The organism is Corynebacterium sp. AOP36-E1-14 (assembly GCF_052377495.1).
Lineage (GTDB): Bacteria > Actinomycetota > Actinomycetes > Mycobacteriales > Mycobacteriaceae > Corynebacterium.
The window spans coordinates 39,688-57,646 of sequence record NZ_JBQSWV010000012.1 but is presented as its reverse complement, the minus strand read 5'-3'; the positions used below and the strand labels follow the sequence as shown (position 1 = coordinate 57,646).

At 68.3% G+C, this 17,959-nt stretch carries 13 protein-coding genes; 6 read left to right on the top strand and 7 right to left on the bottom strand.

Annotated elements, in window-relative coordinates; translation table 11 throughout:
- Positions 1 to 39: 39 nt before the first annotated feature.
- Together ACT3TD_RS07450 and ACT3TD_RS07445 are read right to left on the bottom strand one after the other, a co-directional pair.
- Positions 40 to 1,188 carry an ATP-binding cassette domain-containing protein gene (locus ACT3TD_RS07450; protein WP_441578988.1) on the bottom strand — a complete coding sequence of 383 codons (1,149 nt, stop codon included), beginning with the start codon at positions 1,186 to 1,188 and terminating at the stop codon, positions 40 to 42.
- Between the two features lie 29 nt (positions 1,189 to 1,217).
- Positions 1,218 to 3,230, bottom strand: coding sequence for a fructose-specific PTS transporter subunit EIIC (locus tag ACT3TD_RS07445; protein ID WP_441578989.1), 2,013 nt, complete (start codon positions 3,228 to 3,230; stop codon positions 1,218 to 1,220).
- Positions 3,231 to 3,309: 79 nt separating this feature from the next.
- On the opposite strand from ACT3TD_RS07445, the gene ACT3TD_RS07440 reads away from it, so the two are divergent.
- From ACT3TD_RS07440 to ACT3TD_RS07430, 3 genes are all read left to right on the top strand, one after another.
- On the top strand, positions 3,310 to 5,880 hold the full coding sequence (locus ACT3TD_RS07440; protein ID WP_444614993.1) for a YhgE/Pip family protein: 2,571 nt from the start codon (positions 3,310 to 3,312) through the stop codon (positions 5,878 to 5,880).
- Positions 5,877 to 8,228, top strand: coding sequence for a YhgE/Pip family protein (locus ACT3TD_RS07435; protein WP_441578991.1), 2,352 nt, complete (start codon positions 5,877 to 5,879; stop codon positions 8,226 to 8,228). Before ACT3TD_RS07440 ends, ACT3TD_RS07435 begins: the two co-directional genes overlap by 4 nt.
- A 126-nt stretch (positions 8,229 to 8,354) precedes the next feature.
- Positions 8,355 to 9,089, top strand: a complete 735-nt coding sequence (locus ACT3TD_RS07430) for an SDR family oxidoreductase (RefSeq protein WP_441578992.1) — start codon at positions 8,355 to 8,357, stop codon at positions 9,087 to 9,089.
- Between the two features lie 15 nt (positions 9,090 to 9,104).
- On the opposite strand, the gene ACT3TD_RS07425 is transcribed toward ACT3TD_RS07430, so the two are convergent.
- Genes ACT3TD_RS07425 through ACT3TD_RS07405 form a run of 5 tightly spaced genes read right to left on the bottom strand, consistent with a single transcriptional unit; the run spans position 9,105 to position 12,878 of the window.
- Entirely contained in the window at positions 9,105 to 9,533 is a 429-nt protein-coding gene (locus ACT3TD_RS07425; protein WP_301442492.1) for a hypothetical protein, read from the bottom strand.
- Between the two features lie 21 nt (positions 9,534 to 9,554).
- Complete coding sequence (locus tag ACT3TD_RS07420) at positions 9,555 to 10,436, bottom strand: FAD:protein FMN transferase (RefSeq protein WP_441578993.1); 882 nt, start codon at positions 10,434 to 10,436, stop codon at positions 9,555 to 9,557.
- Between the two features lie 15 nt (positions 10,437 to 10,451).
- Positions 10,452 to 11,333, bottom strand: a complete 882-nt coding sequence (locus tag ACT3TD_RS07415) for an aldo/keto reductase (protein WP_441588383.1) — start codon at positions 11,331 to 11,333, stop codon at positions 10,452 to 10,454.
- Positions 11,334 to 11,391: 58 nt separating this feature from the next.
- Complete coding sequence (locus tag ACT3TD_RS07410) at positions 11,392 to 12,096, bottom strand: energy-coupling factor transporter transmembrane component T (protein WP_444614994.1); 705 nt, start codon at positions 12,094 to 12,096, stop codon at positions 11,392 to 11,394.
- Complete coding sequence (locus tag ACT3TD_RS07405; RefSeq protein ID WP_301442496.1) at positions 12,093 to 12,878, bottom strand: ECF transporter S component; 786 nt, start codon at positions 12,876 to 12,878, stop codon at positions 12,093 to 12,095. The genes ACT3TD_RS07410 and ACT3TD_RS07405 overlap by 4 nt, the downstream gene beginning before the upstream one ends.
- Positions 12,879 to 13,184: 306 nt before the next feature.
- Here ACT3TD_RS07405 and ACT3TD_RS07400 point away from each other — a divergent pair, with 306 nt between their 5' ends.
- The 3 genes from ACT3TD_RS07400 to ACT3TD_RS07390 are packed head-to-tail and all read left to right on the top strand — an operon-like array spanning position 13,185 to position 17,958.
- Positions 13,185 to 14,201 carry a LacI family DNA-binding transcriptional regulator gene (locus ACT3TD_RS07400; protein WP_301442497.1) on the top strand — a complete coding sequence of 339 codons (1,017 nt, stop codon included), beginning with the start codon at positions 13,185 to 13,187 and terminating at the stop codon, positions 14,199 to 14,201.
- A gap of 20 nt (positions 14,202 to 14,221) precedes the next feature.
- On the top strand, positions 14,222 to 15,940 hold the full coding sequence (locus ACT3TD_RS07395; RefSeq protein ID WP_441578996.1) for an alpha-glucosidase: 1,719 nt from the start codon (positions 14,222 to 14,224) through the stop codon (positions 15,938 to 15,940).
- Positions 15,937 to 17,958, top strand: a complete 2,022-nt coding sequence (locus ACT3TD_RS07390; protein ID WP_441578997.1) for a glucose PTS transporter subunit IIA — start codon at positions 15,937 to 15,939, stop codon at positions 17,956 to 17,958. The genes ACT3TD_RS07395 and ACT3TD_RS07390 overlap by 4 nt, the downstream gene beginning before the upstream one ends.
- Position 17,959: the final 1 nt, after the last annotated feature.

Sequence of the window (17,959 nt, the reverse complement as noted above, 5' to 3'; positions counted from 1 at the left end):
GATGTCCTACAACGAAGCCGACCGAATCGGCTCGGATAGTTACAGGACGTGGGACCGGTCGCTGACAGCGTCGGCAAAGGCGGCATTGTGACAGGACCACAGCACCGCCGGCGACGGCAGTTCCCGCGATGCGAGCCCACTGTCGGCCAGTGCGGCGTGGTACTCCCCGACCGCGTAGCCCCGCATCACCGTTGTCAGCCATGCGTACCCCTCCGCGTCCAACCCCACGGTCGGCTCGTCGAGGATCAGCAGACCCGGCCCCCGCACCAGCGCCGCGGCGACGGCGAGCATCCTGCGCGGCGAGCTCGGGACGTCCAACGGGTGGACGTCGCGCCACCGCTCCAGCCCCACCCACCGCAGCGCGACCTCGGCGTGGGCGGCGTCGGTGCCCACGGCGAGTTCCTTGAGCACGGTGCGGCGCGAGAACGCCGCGTCCATCCCCGTCGGCGCCCAGCCGACGACCGGCGCCTCGACGGTCCCGCCGCACGGCAGCAGGCCGAGGACGGCGAGCATCAGCGTGGTCTTGCCCGACCCGTTCGGCCCGGCGAGGTGCGTGACCTGCCCGCCCTGCGCGGTGAAGCTGACCGGGCCCAGGGCGAAGGAGCCGCGGGACACCGTCAGGTCGCGCACGGACAGCACCGTGCCGCGGGAGGACGCGGCGGAGGCAGCGTCCGGTACTGGGTCCGGCACGGGGTCAGGTGCAGCGGCGGGCGTGGCGTCCAACCGCATCTCGTGGCGCGCGTCGTCGGCGAGCACGGTACGCACCCGGTCGTAGACGGTGACGTCGCCGTCGAAACCGGCGAGGGTGCGCCGCAGGGTCTCGACGGCCGCGGCGTCCAACCCGTCGGTCGGGCAGTCCAGCACCAGGGCGCCGGGATCGCGCAGCAGGGCCGCGGCGATGGCGACCCGGCGCGTCTGGCCGGTGGACAGCCGGGAGGGTTCGCGGTCGGCGAGGGTGCGCAGCCCCCAGGTGTCCATCGCCGAATCGATCCGGGTGGCCATGACCTCCGGTGCGATGCCCTGCTGCTCCATGCCGAAGGCCAGTTCCTCGCGGACGGTGGAGCGCAGCAACGAGACGTGGGCGGCGGCGTCGTTACCCACCCAGGCCGCCCCGGATTCCTCCGCGGCGGCCCACGCGTGTTCGGACAACCCGGCCCCGGAGGACGCCCAGATGAAACGGTCGATCATGAGGTGACCGTACCAGTGGCGGTGTCCCGTCAAGCCCTCTGCGCTTGCGTCCCCGCCCCCTGCACCTCCTCGACACCGAGGTCCTTCACCAGGTCGACCACGGCCCCCGCCGACGTCGCCCGCCGGAGTGACTCCCGGAACTCGTCCCTCATCAATGCACGGGCGAGCTTCGCGAGGACCCTGAGGTGCTGCTTCCCGGCATCCTCCGGCACGGCGATGAGGAACACCAGGTCGACAGGCTCACCGTCCGGGGCGTCCCACTCCACGGGGGCCTGGAGACGTCCGAAGACCAGGGTCGGGACGCTCACCGCGGCGCTGCGTGCGTGCGGGATGGCCACGCCGTGGCCGACCGCGGTGGTGGACTGCGCCTCACGGGCCAGGGCGGCGTCCACCACGCCCGGAGCGTCGAGACGTCCCTGCTCCTCCGCCTGACCGGCGAGGGCACGGATCACCGCGGCCGCATCCCCTGTGTCCGCTGTGTCCGCTGTGTCCGCCGCGGGAACCAGGTCGAGGACGACGGTGCCCGCGTCGATGAGGTCCGGCGAGGCCGGCTCCGTGTCGGGGCCCTCATCCTCCCCCACCTCCGGTGCACCCGTGGTGACCACCATCAGCAGCAGCGACACCGCGGTCGTCACGGCGATGCCGACGACCAGGGCCAGGAAGAACCAGGCGATGCCCTCGACAGCCCCCAGGACGGCGACGATCGGCCCACCGTGCATCACGTTGTCCTTCACCCCGAACATGCCCGCCAACGCTCCGGCGACCGCACCACCGATCACGTTGGCGGGGATGATCTGCAGCGGCCGGGCGACAGCCAGGGGAATCGCACCCTCGGAAATGCCGAAGAAACCCATGAAGAGCCCGGCGATCCCGGCGTCACGCTCCGCCTTGTTGAACCGGCGGCGGGCGAGCAGCGTCGTCACACCGGCGGCGATCGGCGGCACGGCGATCGCCACCGCCGCCATGCCCATCGGCGCCGCGTTGCCGGTGGCGATGAGACCACCGGCGAAGAGGAACGCCGTCTTGTTCAGCGGTCCGCCCATGTCGAAGGCGATCATGGCCCCGATGATCGCCCCGAGCAGCAGCACGGACGACCCCTGCATCCCCTCCAGTCCCTCCGTCATGACCTCGAAGAGTGTGGCGATGGGGTTACCCAGCAGGTAGATGAACAGACCACCGACGATGAGGGTGGTCAGCACGGGGATGACGATGATCGGCCAGATCGGCTGGATGTACTTGTGGACCGGGATCCGCCGGATCGCCAGGGCCACGCACCCGGAGAGCACACCGGTGACGATGCCGCCGAGGAACCCGGCGTCCGCCTCGGACCCGTACAGGTCGCCGGTCACCGCCACGAGCCCGGTCACGAAACCCGGCGCGAGTCCGGGCCGGTCGGCGATGGCCATCGCGATGTACCCGGACAGGACCGGAACCATCAGGGAGAAGGCCAGACCACCGAGCTGGTTGAGCGTGTCCCAGAACGTCCCCTCGGGAATGACCAGCCCTTCGGCCGTGGGCTCCCCGCCCAGGGACAGTGCCACGGCGAGCATCAGCCCTCCGGTGACGACGAACGGGATCATGTGGGAGACGCCGTTCATCAGCGCACGGTAGAGGTCGTCCCCGAACGTCCTGATCCAGGACCGTTCCCCCGCCGCCGTCCCGGCACCGCTGCCACCGGTGCCACCGGCACCATCGACGCCGGCGTCCTCACCGCTGCTCGTCGGTGCGTCCAACGCCCGCCGGAGCACCTCGGCCGGCCGCTTGATGCCGTCGTCCACTCCCGTGGACAGCAGCGGCTTGCCCGCGAACCGGGAGGTGTCGATCTTCATGTCCGCCGCGACCACGACCGCCGCGGCCTCACGGACCTCCTGGTCGGTGAAGGAATTCTCCACCCCGATGGACCCGTGGGTCTCCACCCGGACCCGCACGCCGGCGACGTCGGCGGCCCCCTCGAGGTTCTCGGCGGCCATGTAGGTGTGGGCGATTCCGGTGGGGCACGCGGTGATCGCCAGAACGAGTGGCGGGGTCTCTGATGACGTCATCGTTTCGAGGGTAGAGAAGTTCACTGCGGATAATTGCACACCTACCTCATGTAGGGGGCCTAAGTGCTACGGTCACCGGGTGGCTGCAAGTTGGAACATCTTCACGCGGGACGTCGGACGTATCCTGCGCACCCCCAAGGTCTGGGTGATCGTGATCGGCGTACTGATCACCCCCGCGCTGTACTCGTGGGTGAACGTCGCCGCGTTCTGGGACCCCTACGGAAACACCGAGAACATCGGTGTGGCCGTGGTGAACGAGGACGAGGGAGGGACCTCCGACATCACCGGGCCGATCGACGTCGGCGGGCAGCTCGTCGACCAGATCAGCGAGAACGACCAACTCGGCTGGCAGTTCATGGACGAGGACGAGGCCGCCGAGGCGGTGCGTCGTGGCGACGTGTCCGCCAGCATCACCGTGCCGTCGACCTTCTCCTCCGACATCCTCAGCATGTTCCAGGGCGCCTACTCCCAGCCCACGCTGAAGTACCAGGTCAACGAGAAGAAGAGCGCGATCTCCCCGAAGATCACGGACCAGGGCGCGACGACCCTGGACACCACGATCAACTCGGTGTTCAAGGAGACCGTCGCCGAGGCCGTGACCACCGAGCTGCGCGAGGCCGGCGGCGACCTCGGCGACCAGCTGACCGACGCGGGCACCCGCACCGCCAACGCCTTCGACGAGACCGCCGAGACCATGGCGTCCGCGCAGGACGAGGTGACGCGCATCAGCCAGCGCCTGGAGGACGCCCGCCCCACGATCTCCGCGACGCAGGACGCGCTGCGTTCCGTCGACGCGACGCTGGGCGACGCCACCACCGCGCTCGGGCAGGTGCAGTCGATCATGAGCGAGGTCCAGACGCAGGTGTCGGACTTCTCCGACGCGGCGACCTCGGCCTTCCTCGACAGCTCCACCGCCCTGGCGGACGGTACGGCGTCGGCGAACTCCGCGATCGCCTCGGTCACCGGCGAGCTGGAGCGCGCCGGCGCCGGCATCGGCACGGCCACGCGCGAGGCGTCCGGCATCGTCCGGCAGGCCGACCGGGCCATCGACCAGCTGCAGAGCCTGGTAGACAGTGCCGCGGTCACGCCCGGCGTCGCCGGGCCGCTCAGCGACACCCTCGACGAGCTGCGCGAGCGCAACGCCTCCAACCAGGCGATCATCGACGACCTGACGGGCCTGCAGGACAATGCGTCCGACACGCTCTCCTCCGTCAACGCCGCGGCGGACGCCCTGGCGGACGCCACCAGCGACACCCGGCAGACCGCCGAGGGCCTGCGCAGCGCCGTCGGCGACTCCATGCCGGCGCTGAACTCGGCGATAAACCAGGTCAACTCCACCGCGGGCGCCTTCTCCTCCGCACTGAGTTCCCAGCGCACGCTGATCGGCGAGTCGATCAACCTGCTCGACGGCGTCGACGGGCAGATCGGCACCACGCAGGACGTCCTGGGCAACTTCCGCGACGACCTCTCCGGCATCGAGGACGGTCTGGGCACGGCGCGGGCGGACGTCCTGGCGTTGAACGCCGCGTCCGGCTCCGGGGTGCTCGGCACCGTCGCCGGGCTGGACTCGGTGGGCATCTCCGAGTTCATGGCCAGCCCCGCCGAGGTGGAGAGCCACGCGGTGTACCCGGTCGGCAGCTACGGCTCCGGCATGGCCGCCCTGTTCACCAACCTGTCGCTGTGGATCGGCGCGTTCATGCTGATGATGATCTTCCGCACGGAGGTCGACACCGCCCGGCTGAAGAAGCTCACCGTGGCCCAGGCCTACCGCGGGCGTCTGCTGCTGCTCGCCGTGCTGGCCGCGTGCCAGGGCGTGGTGGTGGCCGTCGGCAACCTGGTCATCGGTGTGCAGACCGTGAACCCGGTGGTCTTCGTGGGCACCTGCGTGCTCATCGGCCTCTGTTACCTCAGCATCATCTACGGGCTGGTGTCCGCCCTCGGGCACATCGGGCGGGTGATCGCCGTGGTCCTGGCGTTCCTCCAGATACCCGGGGCCTCGGGCATGTACCCGATCGAGATGACCCCCGACTTCTTCCAGGCGCTGCACCCGATCCTGCCGTTGACCTACGGCATCGACGCGCTGCGCGAGACCATCGGCGGCTTCTACCAGGACCACTACTGGAAGGCGATGGGCGCACTGGCGCTGATGGCCGTACTCGCCTTCGTGGCCGGCACCCTGGGGCGCCGCAGCCTGTCGAACGTGAAACGCATGGTCAACCGGCAGCATGCCGCGTCCGGCCTGATCGTCAACGACCAGGTCGAGATCGTGGGCAGCAGCTACCGTCTGACCGACGTCATCCACGCCATGCGTGACCGCGACGCCTTCCGCGACGAGATCGACCACCGGTGGAAGGCGGTGCGCGACAACTACACCACCCTGCTGCGCGCCGCCGTGATCGCCGGCGTCGTGGGCGTGGTCGCCCTGTGCGTCCTGTCCCGGGTCTACTCCGGGGAGAAGGCGGTGATCTTCGGCCTGGCGTGCCTGTGGGGTCTGATCATCGTCGGCGTGATCGCCGCGCTGGAGTACGTGAAGCAGAGCTTCGCCCACGTCCAGGAGCTCACCGACCTCTCCGAGGAGGAGCTGCGGGAGGCCGCCGCCGCCCAGGCCGAACGGCACAAGACCTACTCCCTGGACGATGACGACGCATGAGCAACGCCCTGAGCATCCTGCGCAGCGACCTGCGCGGGCTGCGCAACAACGTGATGTCCTCCGTGGTGGTCGTGGGTCTGATCCTGATCCCGCTGCTGTTCTCCACGTTCAACGTGCTGGCCAGCTGGAACCCCTTCGACAACACCGACCAGCTCAAGATCGCCGTGGCCAGCACCGACGAGGGCCACGAGAGCGACCTCGCCTCCCTGAAGATCAACCTGGGCGACCAGGTGCTCTCGCAGCTCAGCCGTAACGACCAGATCGACTGGGTCATCACCGCCGAGGACGAGGCCATCGAGGGCACCAAGGCCGGCGACTACTACGCCGCCATCGTGCTGCCGCCCACGTTCAGCACCGACATGCTGACCTTCTACGTGGAGGGTTCCGAGCCCTCCACGCTGGACCTGTACACCAACGAGAAGAAGAACGCGCTGTCCACGGTCATCACCTCCCAGGGTGCCGAGGGCATGATCTCGCAGATCAACGAGACCTTCACGCGCACGATCAGCAGCGTGGGACTGGGCCTGGTGTCGTCCCTGGACGACTACCTGGAGCAGGACGACACCCAGGCCGCGATCCAACGCGTGGAGTCGCGCGTGGAGAACGTGAGCACCCGCCTGCACTCCGGCGCGCAGACCGTGCGCTCACTCACCGGCCTGCTGGACACCTCCATCCCCCTCGTGGAGGGCGCGGGCAACATCGTCGAGGCCGCCGGCGGGCAGTTCGACGACCCCTCCAGCCAGGCCGGCGACGGTGCCGGCGCCGCCAGCGACCTGGACTCCACCCTGCGTGGGGCCACGGACTCGCTCGAGACCGCGCTGGACGCCACGGGCCAGAGCTACGCCGCCGTCGGTGAGCGTCTGGACGAGCTCTTCGACAGCGCCGACGCCACCAGCACCAGCACCGCGTCCACCTTCCGCACCATGGCACAGCGCGTGCAGGAGCAGGTCGACTTCTTCCAGTCGCTGCGCGACTCCCTGGAGTCCAACGTGTCCGGCGTGCTGCCGGACGTGGCCGAGCCCGGCTACGAGCGCGTGCTCTCCCGCCTCGACGCCGCCATCGACCGCAGCACCGACCTGCACGACAGCCTCGCGCAGACCGCCGAGGACATCGAGGCCGGCACCAGTTCCTCGGAGTCCTCCCGGCAGGACAGCCGCGACGCGATCTCGCGGGCGCGCGCCGCCGTGGACGACGCCGTGACGTCCTACCGCGAGGACCTCAAACCCCAGCTCGATTCGCTGGGCGAGACCCTCGACTCGCTGGGCGACAACATCTCCAGCGTGCGCGAGGACCTGGGCGACATCCGCGGCACGATCTCGGACTCCCCCGGGTCCGTGGGCGAGGCCCTGGCGCGCACGCGCGACGCCACCGCCACGATGGCCGACCGCCTCGACGAGCACGCCGACCGTTTCTCCGAGCTGCAGCAGGCCCTGGCCACCGCCGGCGACACCGGCGACTTCTCCCGCCTCGCCGAGGTCGTGGGCTCGGACCCGGAGGCGCTGGCCTCGCAGCTCGCCGCGCCGGTGGAGGTGGAACGCGACCCGGTGTTCCCCGTCGCCAGCTTCGGCGTGGGCATGGCGCCGCTCTACACCGCCCTGGCGCTGTGGATCGGCGCGACCATCACCGCCGTGCTGGTGCGCACCGGCCTGCCGGAGAAGAAGACCGCCGGGAAGGACGCTGCGGGCTCCGACGGTGCAGCGTCCGGCGGTGACGGCGGTGACGGCGGTGACGGCGACGGCAACGACGCCGCTGCCGCGGCTGCCGGGGAGGACGCTACGACGCAGGACGTCGCGGCGGCCGAGCCGTCCGGCGCGTCCGACACGTCCGACACCGAGCCGGAGTACACGCGGGCGCAGCAGTACTTCGGACGCTTCGGCATTTTCGCGCTGATCGGCCTGGCGCAGAGCACCCTGGCGGTGCTCAGCCTGATCTTCTTCGTGGAGATCGACGCCGCGCACCCGTTCCTGCTGATGATCTGCGGCTGGATCACCTCACTGGTGTTCATGCTGGTCGTGTACACGCTGGTGCTGTCGTTCGGCAGTGCGGGCAAGGCGATCGCCGTGCTGCTGCTGGTGTTCCAGGTGTCCGGTGCCGGCGGTGCGTACCCGCTGCCGCTGCTGCCGCAGTGGTTCCAGAACATCAGCCCGTGGCTGCCCGCCACCCACGCGATCGACGCCATGCGCGCCGCCATCGCCGGGGTGTACCGCGGCGACCTGTGGATCGAGCTCGGACTGCTGCTGCTGTTCGCGGTCCCCGCGCTGATACTCGGCCTGGTGCTGCGCCGCCTGCTCGACGGCTACAACCGCAAGACCACCGAGGCCATCGAGTCGACGAAGATCATGTCGTGAACGTCAGGGTTGGTCTGGCAGTACACCGAACAGCGGTCACTGCCGCGACATGATCGACGATGCTTGACTTGAGGAGTCCCTGAGCAGGCCGAACCTGCTCCTTCCCCTCAAGAACGGATCGTCCCCATGTCGAATACTCCTTCAGACCGCGTCGCCGTCGTCACCGGAGCGTCCTCCGGCATCGGGGCTGCGACCGCCCGGGCGCTCGCAGCGAACGGCTACCGCGTGGCCCTGCTGGCCCGGCGTCTCGACCGGATCGAGGCGCTGGCCGCCGAACTGGACAACGGGTCCATCGCGATCCAGGCCGACGTCACCTCCCACGAGCAGCTCCTCGTGGCGGCGCAGCGGGTGCAGGACGAACTCGGCGGTGCCGACGTCCTGGTCAACAACGCCGGAACCATGCTGCTCGGGCCGTTCTCCGCCGATCGCCACGACGACTACCGCGCGATGGTCGAGGCGAACCTGCTCGGCGCGATCACCGCCACGGAGGTCTTCCTCGACCAGCTCACCGCCGGTGGCGGCGGCGACCTGGTGAACATCTCCTCCGTCGCCGGACGCACCGCGCGCCCCACCAACGGCGTCTACGCGGCCACCAAGTGGGGAGTCAACGGCTGGTCGGAGTCGCTTCGCCAGGAACTGCTGCCGGACGTGCGTGTCCTGCTCATCGAGCCCGGGGTCGTGGACACCGAACTGCCGACCCACATCACCCACGACGCCACCCGCGCCGCCGTCCAGGAGGGCTACGACGCCGCGACGTTCAAGCCGGAGGAGATCGCCGACATCATCGCCTTCGCGCTCACCCGCCCGCGCCACCTCGCCATCAACGAGATCCTGGTGCGGCCGTCCACGCAGGCCGGGTAGCGCAGGGTCACGCGGTCACGCGCCGCGGGCCTCCTCACGGATCTGCGCGACGGCGTCGTTGAAGCCGTCGCCACAGCTGCTCGAGCCGGCGAGGAACCCGACCTCGACGTCGTCGATGCTCTCACCGACCACCTCATCCGGAAGCGCAGCGGCGAAGCGCTCCTGGTACCCGCGGGAGGTGTCGTTGTTGTCCTCCATGAGTTCAGACTCGACGTCCGTGATGACGTCGTCCTCGATGGTGACCGTGAAGTCCATGTGCGACGGCGCCCCGCCGTAGACGCCGCGGGCCGTGTACGTCCCGTCGGCGTAGCCGCCGGTGCTGGTGGGTGCGGCGGTTGTCCTCGGACCAGGTTCACCGTCACCGGCGCAACCAGCCAGTACCGTGGCAAGGGACACCGAGGCTGCGGCACCGAAGGCGGCGCGGGTGAGGATGTGGGACTTCATGGGGGTCTCCTTACAAGAGTTCTAGATGAAGAGCTCGCCGGTGAAGTTGTCCGACCACTGGACGCGGCCGTCGGCGAGCATGCGTACCCAGGCGGCGTCGAACCCGCCCAACCGCCCGGGATCGGCGAGGAACAGTGCGGTGGCGAGCCCGTCCGCCGTGGCGGCGTCGGCGGCGACGACCCACGTCCCGACGACGTCGGTCACCGGTGTCCCGGTGCGTCCGTCGAGGATGTGGTGCAGGCCCTCGCCCCAGGTACGACGGTTTACCGCCGAGGCGCAGAGCGCCGCGTCCTGTAGCGCGACGGTGCCGATCACGCGCCCAGGGCGCGTGGGATGTTCCAGACCTGCGACGACCGGCTCCGATCCGACGTGTCGGACGTCCCCGCCCCCGTCGACCAGTGCGTTCTCCACACCGGCATGCCGCAATAGGTCGGCGACCAGGTCGACCAGGTGCCCTTTTCCGGCGGCCCCCACGTCGATCACCACCGGACGCTCGGTGACCAGCATGTTTCCGTCCCCCGTCCGGCGGACGTCACGCGACCAGTCGTCCGGCGTGCGTGAAGCGAGACCGTCTCGGTCAGGGACCAGGGAGTAGCCGGCGTCGTAGCCGAGCAACTCCAGATCGCGGCCGACCAGCGGATCAACCGCCCCACCGGTGGCGTGGAAGAGACGGTCGTAGAGGTCCAGCAGAACCACGTCACGCTCGGGAATGCGGAAGCCTCCCCCAGCATCCGCACGCGCGATCTCGGCGACGAGGGAGTCGGCGCGGAACCGCGACCACGCCCTGTCGACGTCCTCACACAGGGACAGGACGTCCTGGCGCAGCGCGCCGGTCAGCGGTTCGTCGGTGGTGACGCGCCAGCCGGTGCCGATCGCGTCGAAGGCGAACACCGTGCGTCCCATGGGTCCGTCCTGCGGTCAGGCCTCGGGGATGTCGCGCCCGAACGCCTCCGTGGTGATGGACTCGGGGTCGGGTCCACCGCGGACCCCGGTGTCGAGGCCGTTGACCTTGGCGAGGTCGGCGTCGGTCAGCTCGAAGTCGAAGACGTCGAAGTTGGCGGCGATGCGCTCCGGGTTGACGGACTTCGGGATCGCCGAGCGCCCCTCCTGGAGGTGCCAGCGCAGCATGACCTGCGCCGGGGTCTTGCCGTACTTGTCGCCGATCTCGCCGAGCACCGGGTCGTTGAAGGTCGAGCGGTCGGAATCCCCGCGGTAGCTGGTGATGCCACCCATCGGCGACCACGCCTGGGTCAGGATCCCGTGCTCCTTGTCGGCGGTCTGGACGTCCTGCTGGGTGAAGTACGGGTGTACCTCGACCTGGTTGACTGCCGGGACCACGTCCGTCTGCTCGATGAGGTCGCGCAGGACCTCCGGCATGAAGTTGCTGACGCCGATGGCGCGCACCTTCCCGTCCGCCAGGAGGGTCTCGAGCGCCTTGTACGCCGCGACGGTCTTGTCGAACTCGGTGGGCATGGCCTGGTGCAGCAGGAGGAGGTCGATGGTCTCGACGCCGAGCTTTCCGGCGCTCTTGTCGAAGGCGTGGAGAGCCTCGTCGTAGCCGTAGTCGCTGATCCACAGCTTCGTCTCGACGAAGATGTCGGAGCGGTCCACGCCCGAGCGGCGAATCCCCTCCCCCACCTCGCGTTCGTTGGAGTAGGCCGCTGCGGTGTCGATCAGCCGGTAGCCGACGCGCAGCGCCTCGGCCACGGAATCTGCCGTGGTCTCCGGCGGGGTCTGGAAAACGCCGAAGCCCAGTGCGGGCATCTCGACGCCGTTGTTCAGAGTTACGTTGGTGGTCATAGCTACCGACGGTAGCGCGGGTTCGGGACGTGAGGCAGTGACTGTGAGTACACCCCTCCTACAGGAACACCCCGCCGACGATCACGACCACCGCGGCAACGACCATCAACCACCGGCACGCCTGCTGCACCGTGGAGTCCGCGACCGGCATGAGCAGCGTGCGCGGGCCCGGCTCGCCGATCCCCGTTCGCTGCAGGGGACGCGCGCGCTGGGACGCGTCGTCGATCAGCCCCACCACCAGCGGCAGGACCGTCGCACCCCGGGAACGCCACGTGTCCACGTCCACCCCGCGGGACGCCTGGACCTGCCGGATCGTCCTCCACCGTTGCTGCGCTATCGGCAGCAGCCGCACCACCGTGCCCACCATGTAGACCAGCGGTGCCGGCACGCTGAGCTGGAGTCGCCGCATCAGGGCGTCGGCGTCCACGAAGCTGCCGAGCACCAGCCCCGCACACGTCATCGCCGCGAAGCGTAGGCCGAGGTCCCAGGCGATCCACGCACCGTCCGACGTGACCGGGATCAGGAACCGGGCGACCTCCACGTCCCCGAAAGGCACGTAGATCAGGGCGTACGACAGGAACGCCGGTGCCGACAGCACCAGGCCGGCGACCAGCGCACGGCGCTGGCGGCGTCCTCCCGCGCATGTGAGCACCACCGCGAGCAGCAGGAACCCGGCGGAAACCCACGGATCGTGCACCACCATCACCGTGATGATCGAGCACACCGCCGCCGTCAGCGGGGTAAGCGGACTCACCGGACTCATGCCGTCGCAGGGACCTTCCGCGCCTCGGCGGTGTCCGGGTCGAATGTCCTGAGCGAGCGCTCCGGCAGCGACCGCACCACCACCCACACCACAAGGAAGACGATCACCTTGTCCAGCGGGTCCGAGGTCCACGACTGCAGGAAGACCGCCGTGGTCTGCGACGCGCCGAGAGACTGGTAGAAGCTCACCAGCAGGCCCGTGCCCGTGCCCGCCGTGCCGCCGAAGATGAACGACGCCACCGGCGCGGACACCAGTGCCGACAGGAAACCGAGCACCAGGCCCGCGACCGCGACCTTCCACCACGACGACCGGAACAGCTTCCTGACCAGGCCGGCAGCCAGACCCATCAGTGCGTAGCCGGCGGCGAAGGGGACGATCGTGGGGTTGAACGTGCCCCACACCAATGCTGAAAGCCCACCGGTCGCCAGACCCGCCGCCGGGCCCGCCAGCACACCGACCAGCACGGTGCCGAAGGAGTCGAGGTACAGCGGGATCGGCAGGCCCATCGTGCCCACGACCTGCCCGACGACGATGTTGAGCACCAGCGCCACCGGCATCAACGCCAACGTGCGCACCGGCAGCGTGGGAATCACCACGACCAGGGCGATGATGGTGGGCACCAGGAAGCCGACGAGGGCGATCGTGGTGGAGGCGGAGTCCGCCATGGAGGAGAAGTCGGAGTCCTCCGGCTGATTCAGCACCAGGTAGAGCCAGGTCACCGCGTAGATGACGACGGCGACCGAGATCAGGGTGATGCGCAGGGGGCGTGACAGAGGACGCACGGGGAGGCTCCTGGGTGGGACGGGACGGCGCACGGGGATGCGGCACCGTGGCCGCTCCCCTATGTCACCTCGGAGGACGGCCTGTGGCTGGCTGCTGGTCGGTAGCCCGCAGCCGGTATGTAGCTAGTCCCATCTTGCCTAGTCGCGGTGGCCGGAGCAAGACGGGGTGCTGGTTGGCCTTGCGGGGCGCGTGTCATGGGTGGCGACGATTACTTTCTCTACAAAACCTTGTGCTCACCCGGGACGGCCGCTATCATCGTCGTATGAAATCGATACCACACCACATGCCAGGAAAGACGTGACCACATGGCGACCATCTCAGAGATCGCCCGTCACGCCGGGGTCGGCGTGTCCACGGTGTCCCGCTACCTGAACGACCACCCCTACATCTCGGAGGACAAGCGGGAGCGGATCCAGGCGGCCATCGAGGAACTCGACTACACCCCCAGCGCGATCGCCTCCCAGCTGCGCACCCGCACCACCCCGAACATCGGGGTCCTGGTCTCACGGATCACCAACCCGTTCTTCACCCAGTTCTTCGACGCCGTCGAACGCGAGCTCCACCAGCACAGTTACCAGGTCATGGTCTCGCAGACCTACAGCGACGCCGCCAGCGAGCGCGCCTTCCTGGACAAGCTGAAGAGCCGGGAGATCGAGGCCGTGATCCTGGCGTCGGTGGAGTCCGCTGCGACGGTCGCCGAGATCGCCGACGCTGTGCCGAACCGGATCGTGGTCCTCAACCAGACCTTCCCCACCCCGAACCTGCAGTCGGTGACCGTGGACCACTACACCGCCACCACCGAAGCACTCGAACACCTCTGGAGCAACGGGGCCCGCCGGATCGCCTACGCCACCGGCGGCCAATTCGGCGACACCCGCCACGGACGGGACCGAAATGAGGCCTACCGGGATTTCCTCACCCAGCATGACCTGCCGCTGGACGAGGACATCATCTTCACGGACCGGCACACGGTCGGCGACGGCGCCGACCTGGCACGCACCGTCGCCGGGCTCGCGCCGGCGCAGCGTCCGGACGCGTTCTTCGCCAACTCCGACGAAGTCGCCACCGGGCTCATCGGCGGACTCGCCGACCAGGGGATCCGTGTCCCCGGGGAGATCGCGGTCATCGGTTACGACGACCAACCGATGGCCCCGTACCTCAGCGTCCCACTGACCACGATCCGCCAACCTGTGGCCGAGATGGCCCGGGCCGCCGTCCTGCGTCTCCTGCGCGGCCTCGACGCGCCCACCGCGGCCGACGGCACCCCTGACCTCGGGAACCTCGACCTCACACCACGCCTGGTTATCCGGGCCTCAGCCTGAAAACACGAAGGAGAACCACCTTGACGACCACCACACCCCAGCAGCCTCTCGTCGCACTCGACGGCCCCGTCCACTGGTGGCAGAAGGAGGTCATCTACCAGGTCTACCCCGCGTCCTTCCGCGACGAGGACGACGACGGCATCGGTGACCTCCGCGGCATCATCGCCAAGCTGCCCTACCTGAAGAGCCTCGGGATCACGATGATCTGGGTCTCGCCGGTGTACGCCTCCCCGATGGTCGACAACGGCTACGACATCTCCGACTACCGTGCGATCAACCCGATGTTCGGCACCATGGCCGACTGCGACGAACTCATCGCCCGGGCCAGGGACCTGGACATCAAGGTCATCATGGACCTGGTTGTCAACCACACCTCCGACGAACACCAGTGGTTCCAGGAGGCGTTGGCCGACCCCACGTCGCCCTACCGTGACTTCTACATCTTCCGGCAGGGCCACGACGGCGGCCCACCGACCAACTGGCGGTCGAATTTCGGTCAGGGATCGTCCTGGACGGAGGTCCCGGGCGAGCCGGGCACCTACTACCACCACGTCTTCTCGCCCAGGCAGCCCGACCTCAACTGGGAGAACCCGGCACTGCGCGAAACGATCTTCGACATGATCAACTGGTGGCTCGACAAGGGTCTCGCCGGCTTCCGCATCGACGCGATCACCTTCATCAAGAAGGACCCGGGCTACCGGGACCTCGAACCCGACGGCAACGACGGCCTGGGCAAGGTCCGTCGCCGGACGGAGAACCAGCCCGGCATCGAGGACTTCCTCAACGAGCTCAAGGACCGGACGTTCTCCCGCCACGACGCCGTCACCGTGGGAGAGGCGTCCGGCGTGCGCTACGACCAGCTCGACCAGTTCATCGGTGACCACGGGTACTTCTCCATGATCTTCGACTTCCACTACGCCGACATTGACGTGGAGTCCGGTTCGGAATGGTACCGGCAGGTCGACTGGAATGTCCCGGACTTCAAGGAGCTGCTGTTCACCAGCCAGATGAAGGTGCAGGAGGTCGGCTGGGCGGCGAACTTCCTGGAGAACCACGACCAACCGCGGAGCGTCTCGAAGTTCATCCGCGACCCTGAGTACCGCAACGGCACCGGTGCGAAGGCCCTCGGCGCAACCTACTTCTTCCTCCGCGGCGTCCCCTTCATCTACCAGGGTCAGGAACTCGGCATGGTCAACGCGGAACGCACCAGCATCAACCAGTTCAGCGACCTCTCCAGCCACGACAACTACCGCCGCGCCCAGGAGGAGGGCTTCTCACCGGATGAGGCGCTGGGCTTCGCCAACGACCGGTCCCGCGACAACGGGCGTACCCCGTTCCACTGGGACGGTTCCGCCACCGCCGGCTTCAGCGACTCCCACGAGCCGTGGCTCGGACTCTCCCTGCAGAGTGACACCCTCAACGTCGCAGCACAGGAAGACGACCCCGACTCCGTCCTGAACTTCTACCGCCGCATGGTTGAGCTGCGGAACGACTCCGGGCTGTCCTCGGAACTGATCTACGGGGACATCGCCGAGATCACCGACGTTCCGGATGACGTCATCGCCTACCGCCGGGGACAGCGGCTGCACGTCTACGCCAACTGGTCGACGCAGGAGCAGACGGTGACCGTTCCGACCGTTCGTGTTCACCTGAACAACCTCGACCGGCTGAAGCAGGACGGCGACACGGTCACCCTGCTGCCCTACCAGGCGATCCTCGTGGAGGTGGACGCACGATGACCGACAACCACCATGCACGCATCGCCCGTGAGATCGTCGACGCACTCGGCGGTCCCGACAACATCCGCTCGGTGACCCACTGCCAGACCCGACTGCGCTTCGTCGTCCGGGACCGTTCCCTCATCGACGACGACGTGGTCGAGAACATCGACGAGGTGCAGGGCGTCTTCTTCGCCTCGGGGCAGTACCAGGTCATCGTCGGCACGGGCACCGTCAACGACGTCTACGCCGCGATCGAGGACCTCGGCGAGGTCAACGCGATCTACGGCAAGGACGATGACGACGAGGACACAGACGACGCCGGGGAGGACGGCGAGAAACCGTCCCTGGTCAAGCGCACGATGGCGATGCTCGCCGGCATCTTCATCCCCATCGTCCCGGTCATCGCGGCCACCGGGCTCTTCCTGGGTCTCCGCGGCGCAGCGACCGATGAACAGGTCCTTGCCCTGTTCAACGCGACCCCGGACGACATCCCGGAGACATTCATGGAGATGACCTCGGTGTTGACCGACACCGTGTTCGCCTTCCTGCCTGCGTTGATCGTCTGGTCCACGTTCCGCCACTTCAAGGGCACGCCGGTCATCGGCATCGTCATCGGGCTCATGCTCGTGTCCCCGATCCTGCCGGACGCCTACGCGGTGGCGGACGGGTCGGAGGACGCCATCATGTTGTTCGACTTCATCCCCGTGGTCGGCAACCAGGGGTCCGTGCTCACCGCCCTCTTCGCCGGCTACATCGGCACACGGTTCGAGAAGTTCTTCCGCCGGCACATGCCCAATGTCGTGGAGCAGATCTTCACCCCGTTCCTCACCATGCTCACCACCTTCCTGGTGATGATCATGCTCGTCGGCCCGATCGTCCACTGGATAGAACTCGCCATGGTCGACGGTGTGGAGTACCTGATCGGACTTCCCCTGGGCATCGGCGGCGCCCTGGTCGGCGCGGCCTACCCGATGATGGTGCTGGTGGGAATCCACCACACCATGATCATGATCGAGACCTCGATGCTGGGCAACACCGGGCTCAATCCGTTGATCACGCTTGCCGGCATGTACGGATTCGCCAACCTCGGAGTGGCGCTGGCGATGTTCCTCCGCGCCCGCTCCGACAAGGCGAAGGCCACGTCGATGGGCGCATTCATGTCCCAGCTGTTCGGCGTCTCGGAGCCGACGCTGTTCGGTATCCTCATCCGCTACAACCTGCGTCCGCTGATCGTGACGGTGTCCGTTTCCGGCGTCGCCGGCGCGTTCCTCAGCCTCCTGCATGTCCAGGCGAACTCCTACGGGCTGGCGGTCCTGCCGTCCTACCTGATGTACATCTACGACACCCGCGCACTGCTGCTGTACCTGGTGGTCTCCGTGCTCGCCGTCGCCGCTGCGTTCATTGCGACGAACCTCTTCGCGATCCCGAAGGAGATCCTCGTTCCCGACGGAGAGAAGGACGACGGAAAGGACGAGACGGCCACCGTCGTGGCCGAGGTCGCCGACGTCGCCCCGAACACGGTCTACTCACCGGTTCGGGGGACGACCACGGCGTTGAGCGAGGTCAACGATCCCGTCTTCGCCTCCGGGAAGATGGGTGACGGACTCGGCGTGGTCTCCGACGAAGACGGGGTGGTCAGTGTCTACGCGCCGCAGAGCGGAAAACTGAAGGTCGTCGCCGACACCGGTCACGCCTACGGCCTCAAGACCGATACAGGGCTGGAGGTACTCGTGCACATCGGCATCGACACCGTGAACCTCAAGGGTGCACCGTTCGAGACTGCCGTGACCCAGGGCGAGACCGTGCGGCAGGGGAGCCTGCTCGGCACGTTCGACAAGGACGCCATCGAGGCCGAGGGGCTCGACACGACCGTGGTCGTCATCGTCACCAACACCCGGAAGATGGAGAGCGTGACTCCCGTCAGCGTCACCGGGGAAGACGGAGTTCCCGTCCTGGCGGGCACATCAGTGATCACCGCGACCCCGAAGGACGCGATACCGTCCGGTGTCACTTCCTCCGTCACGGAGGGCGCCTAGC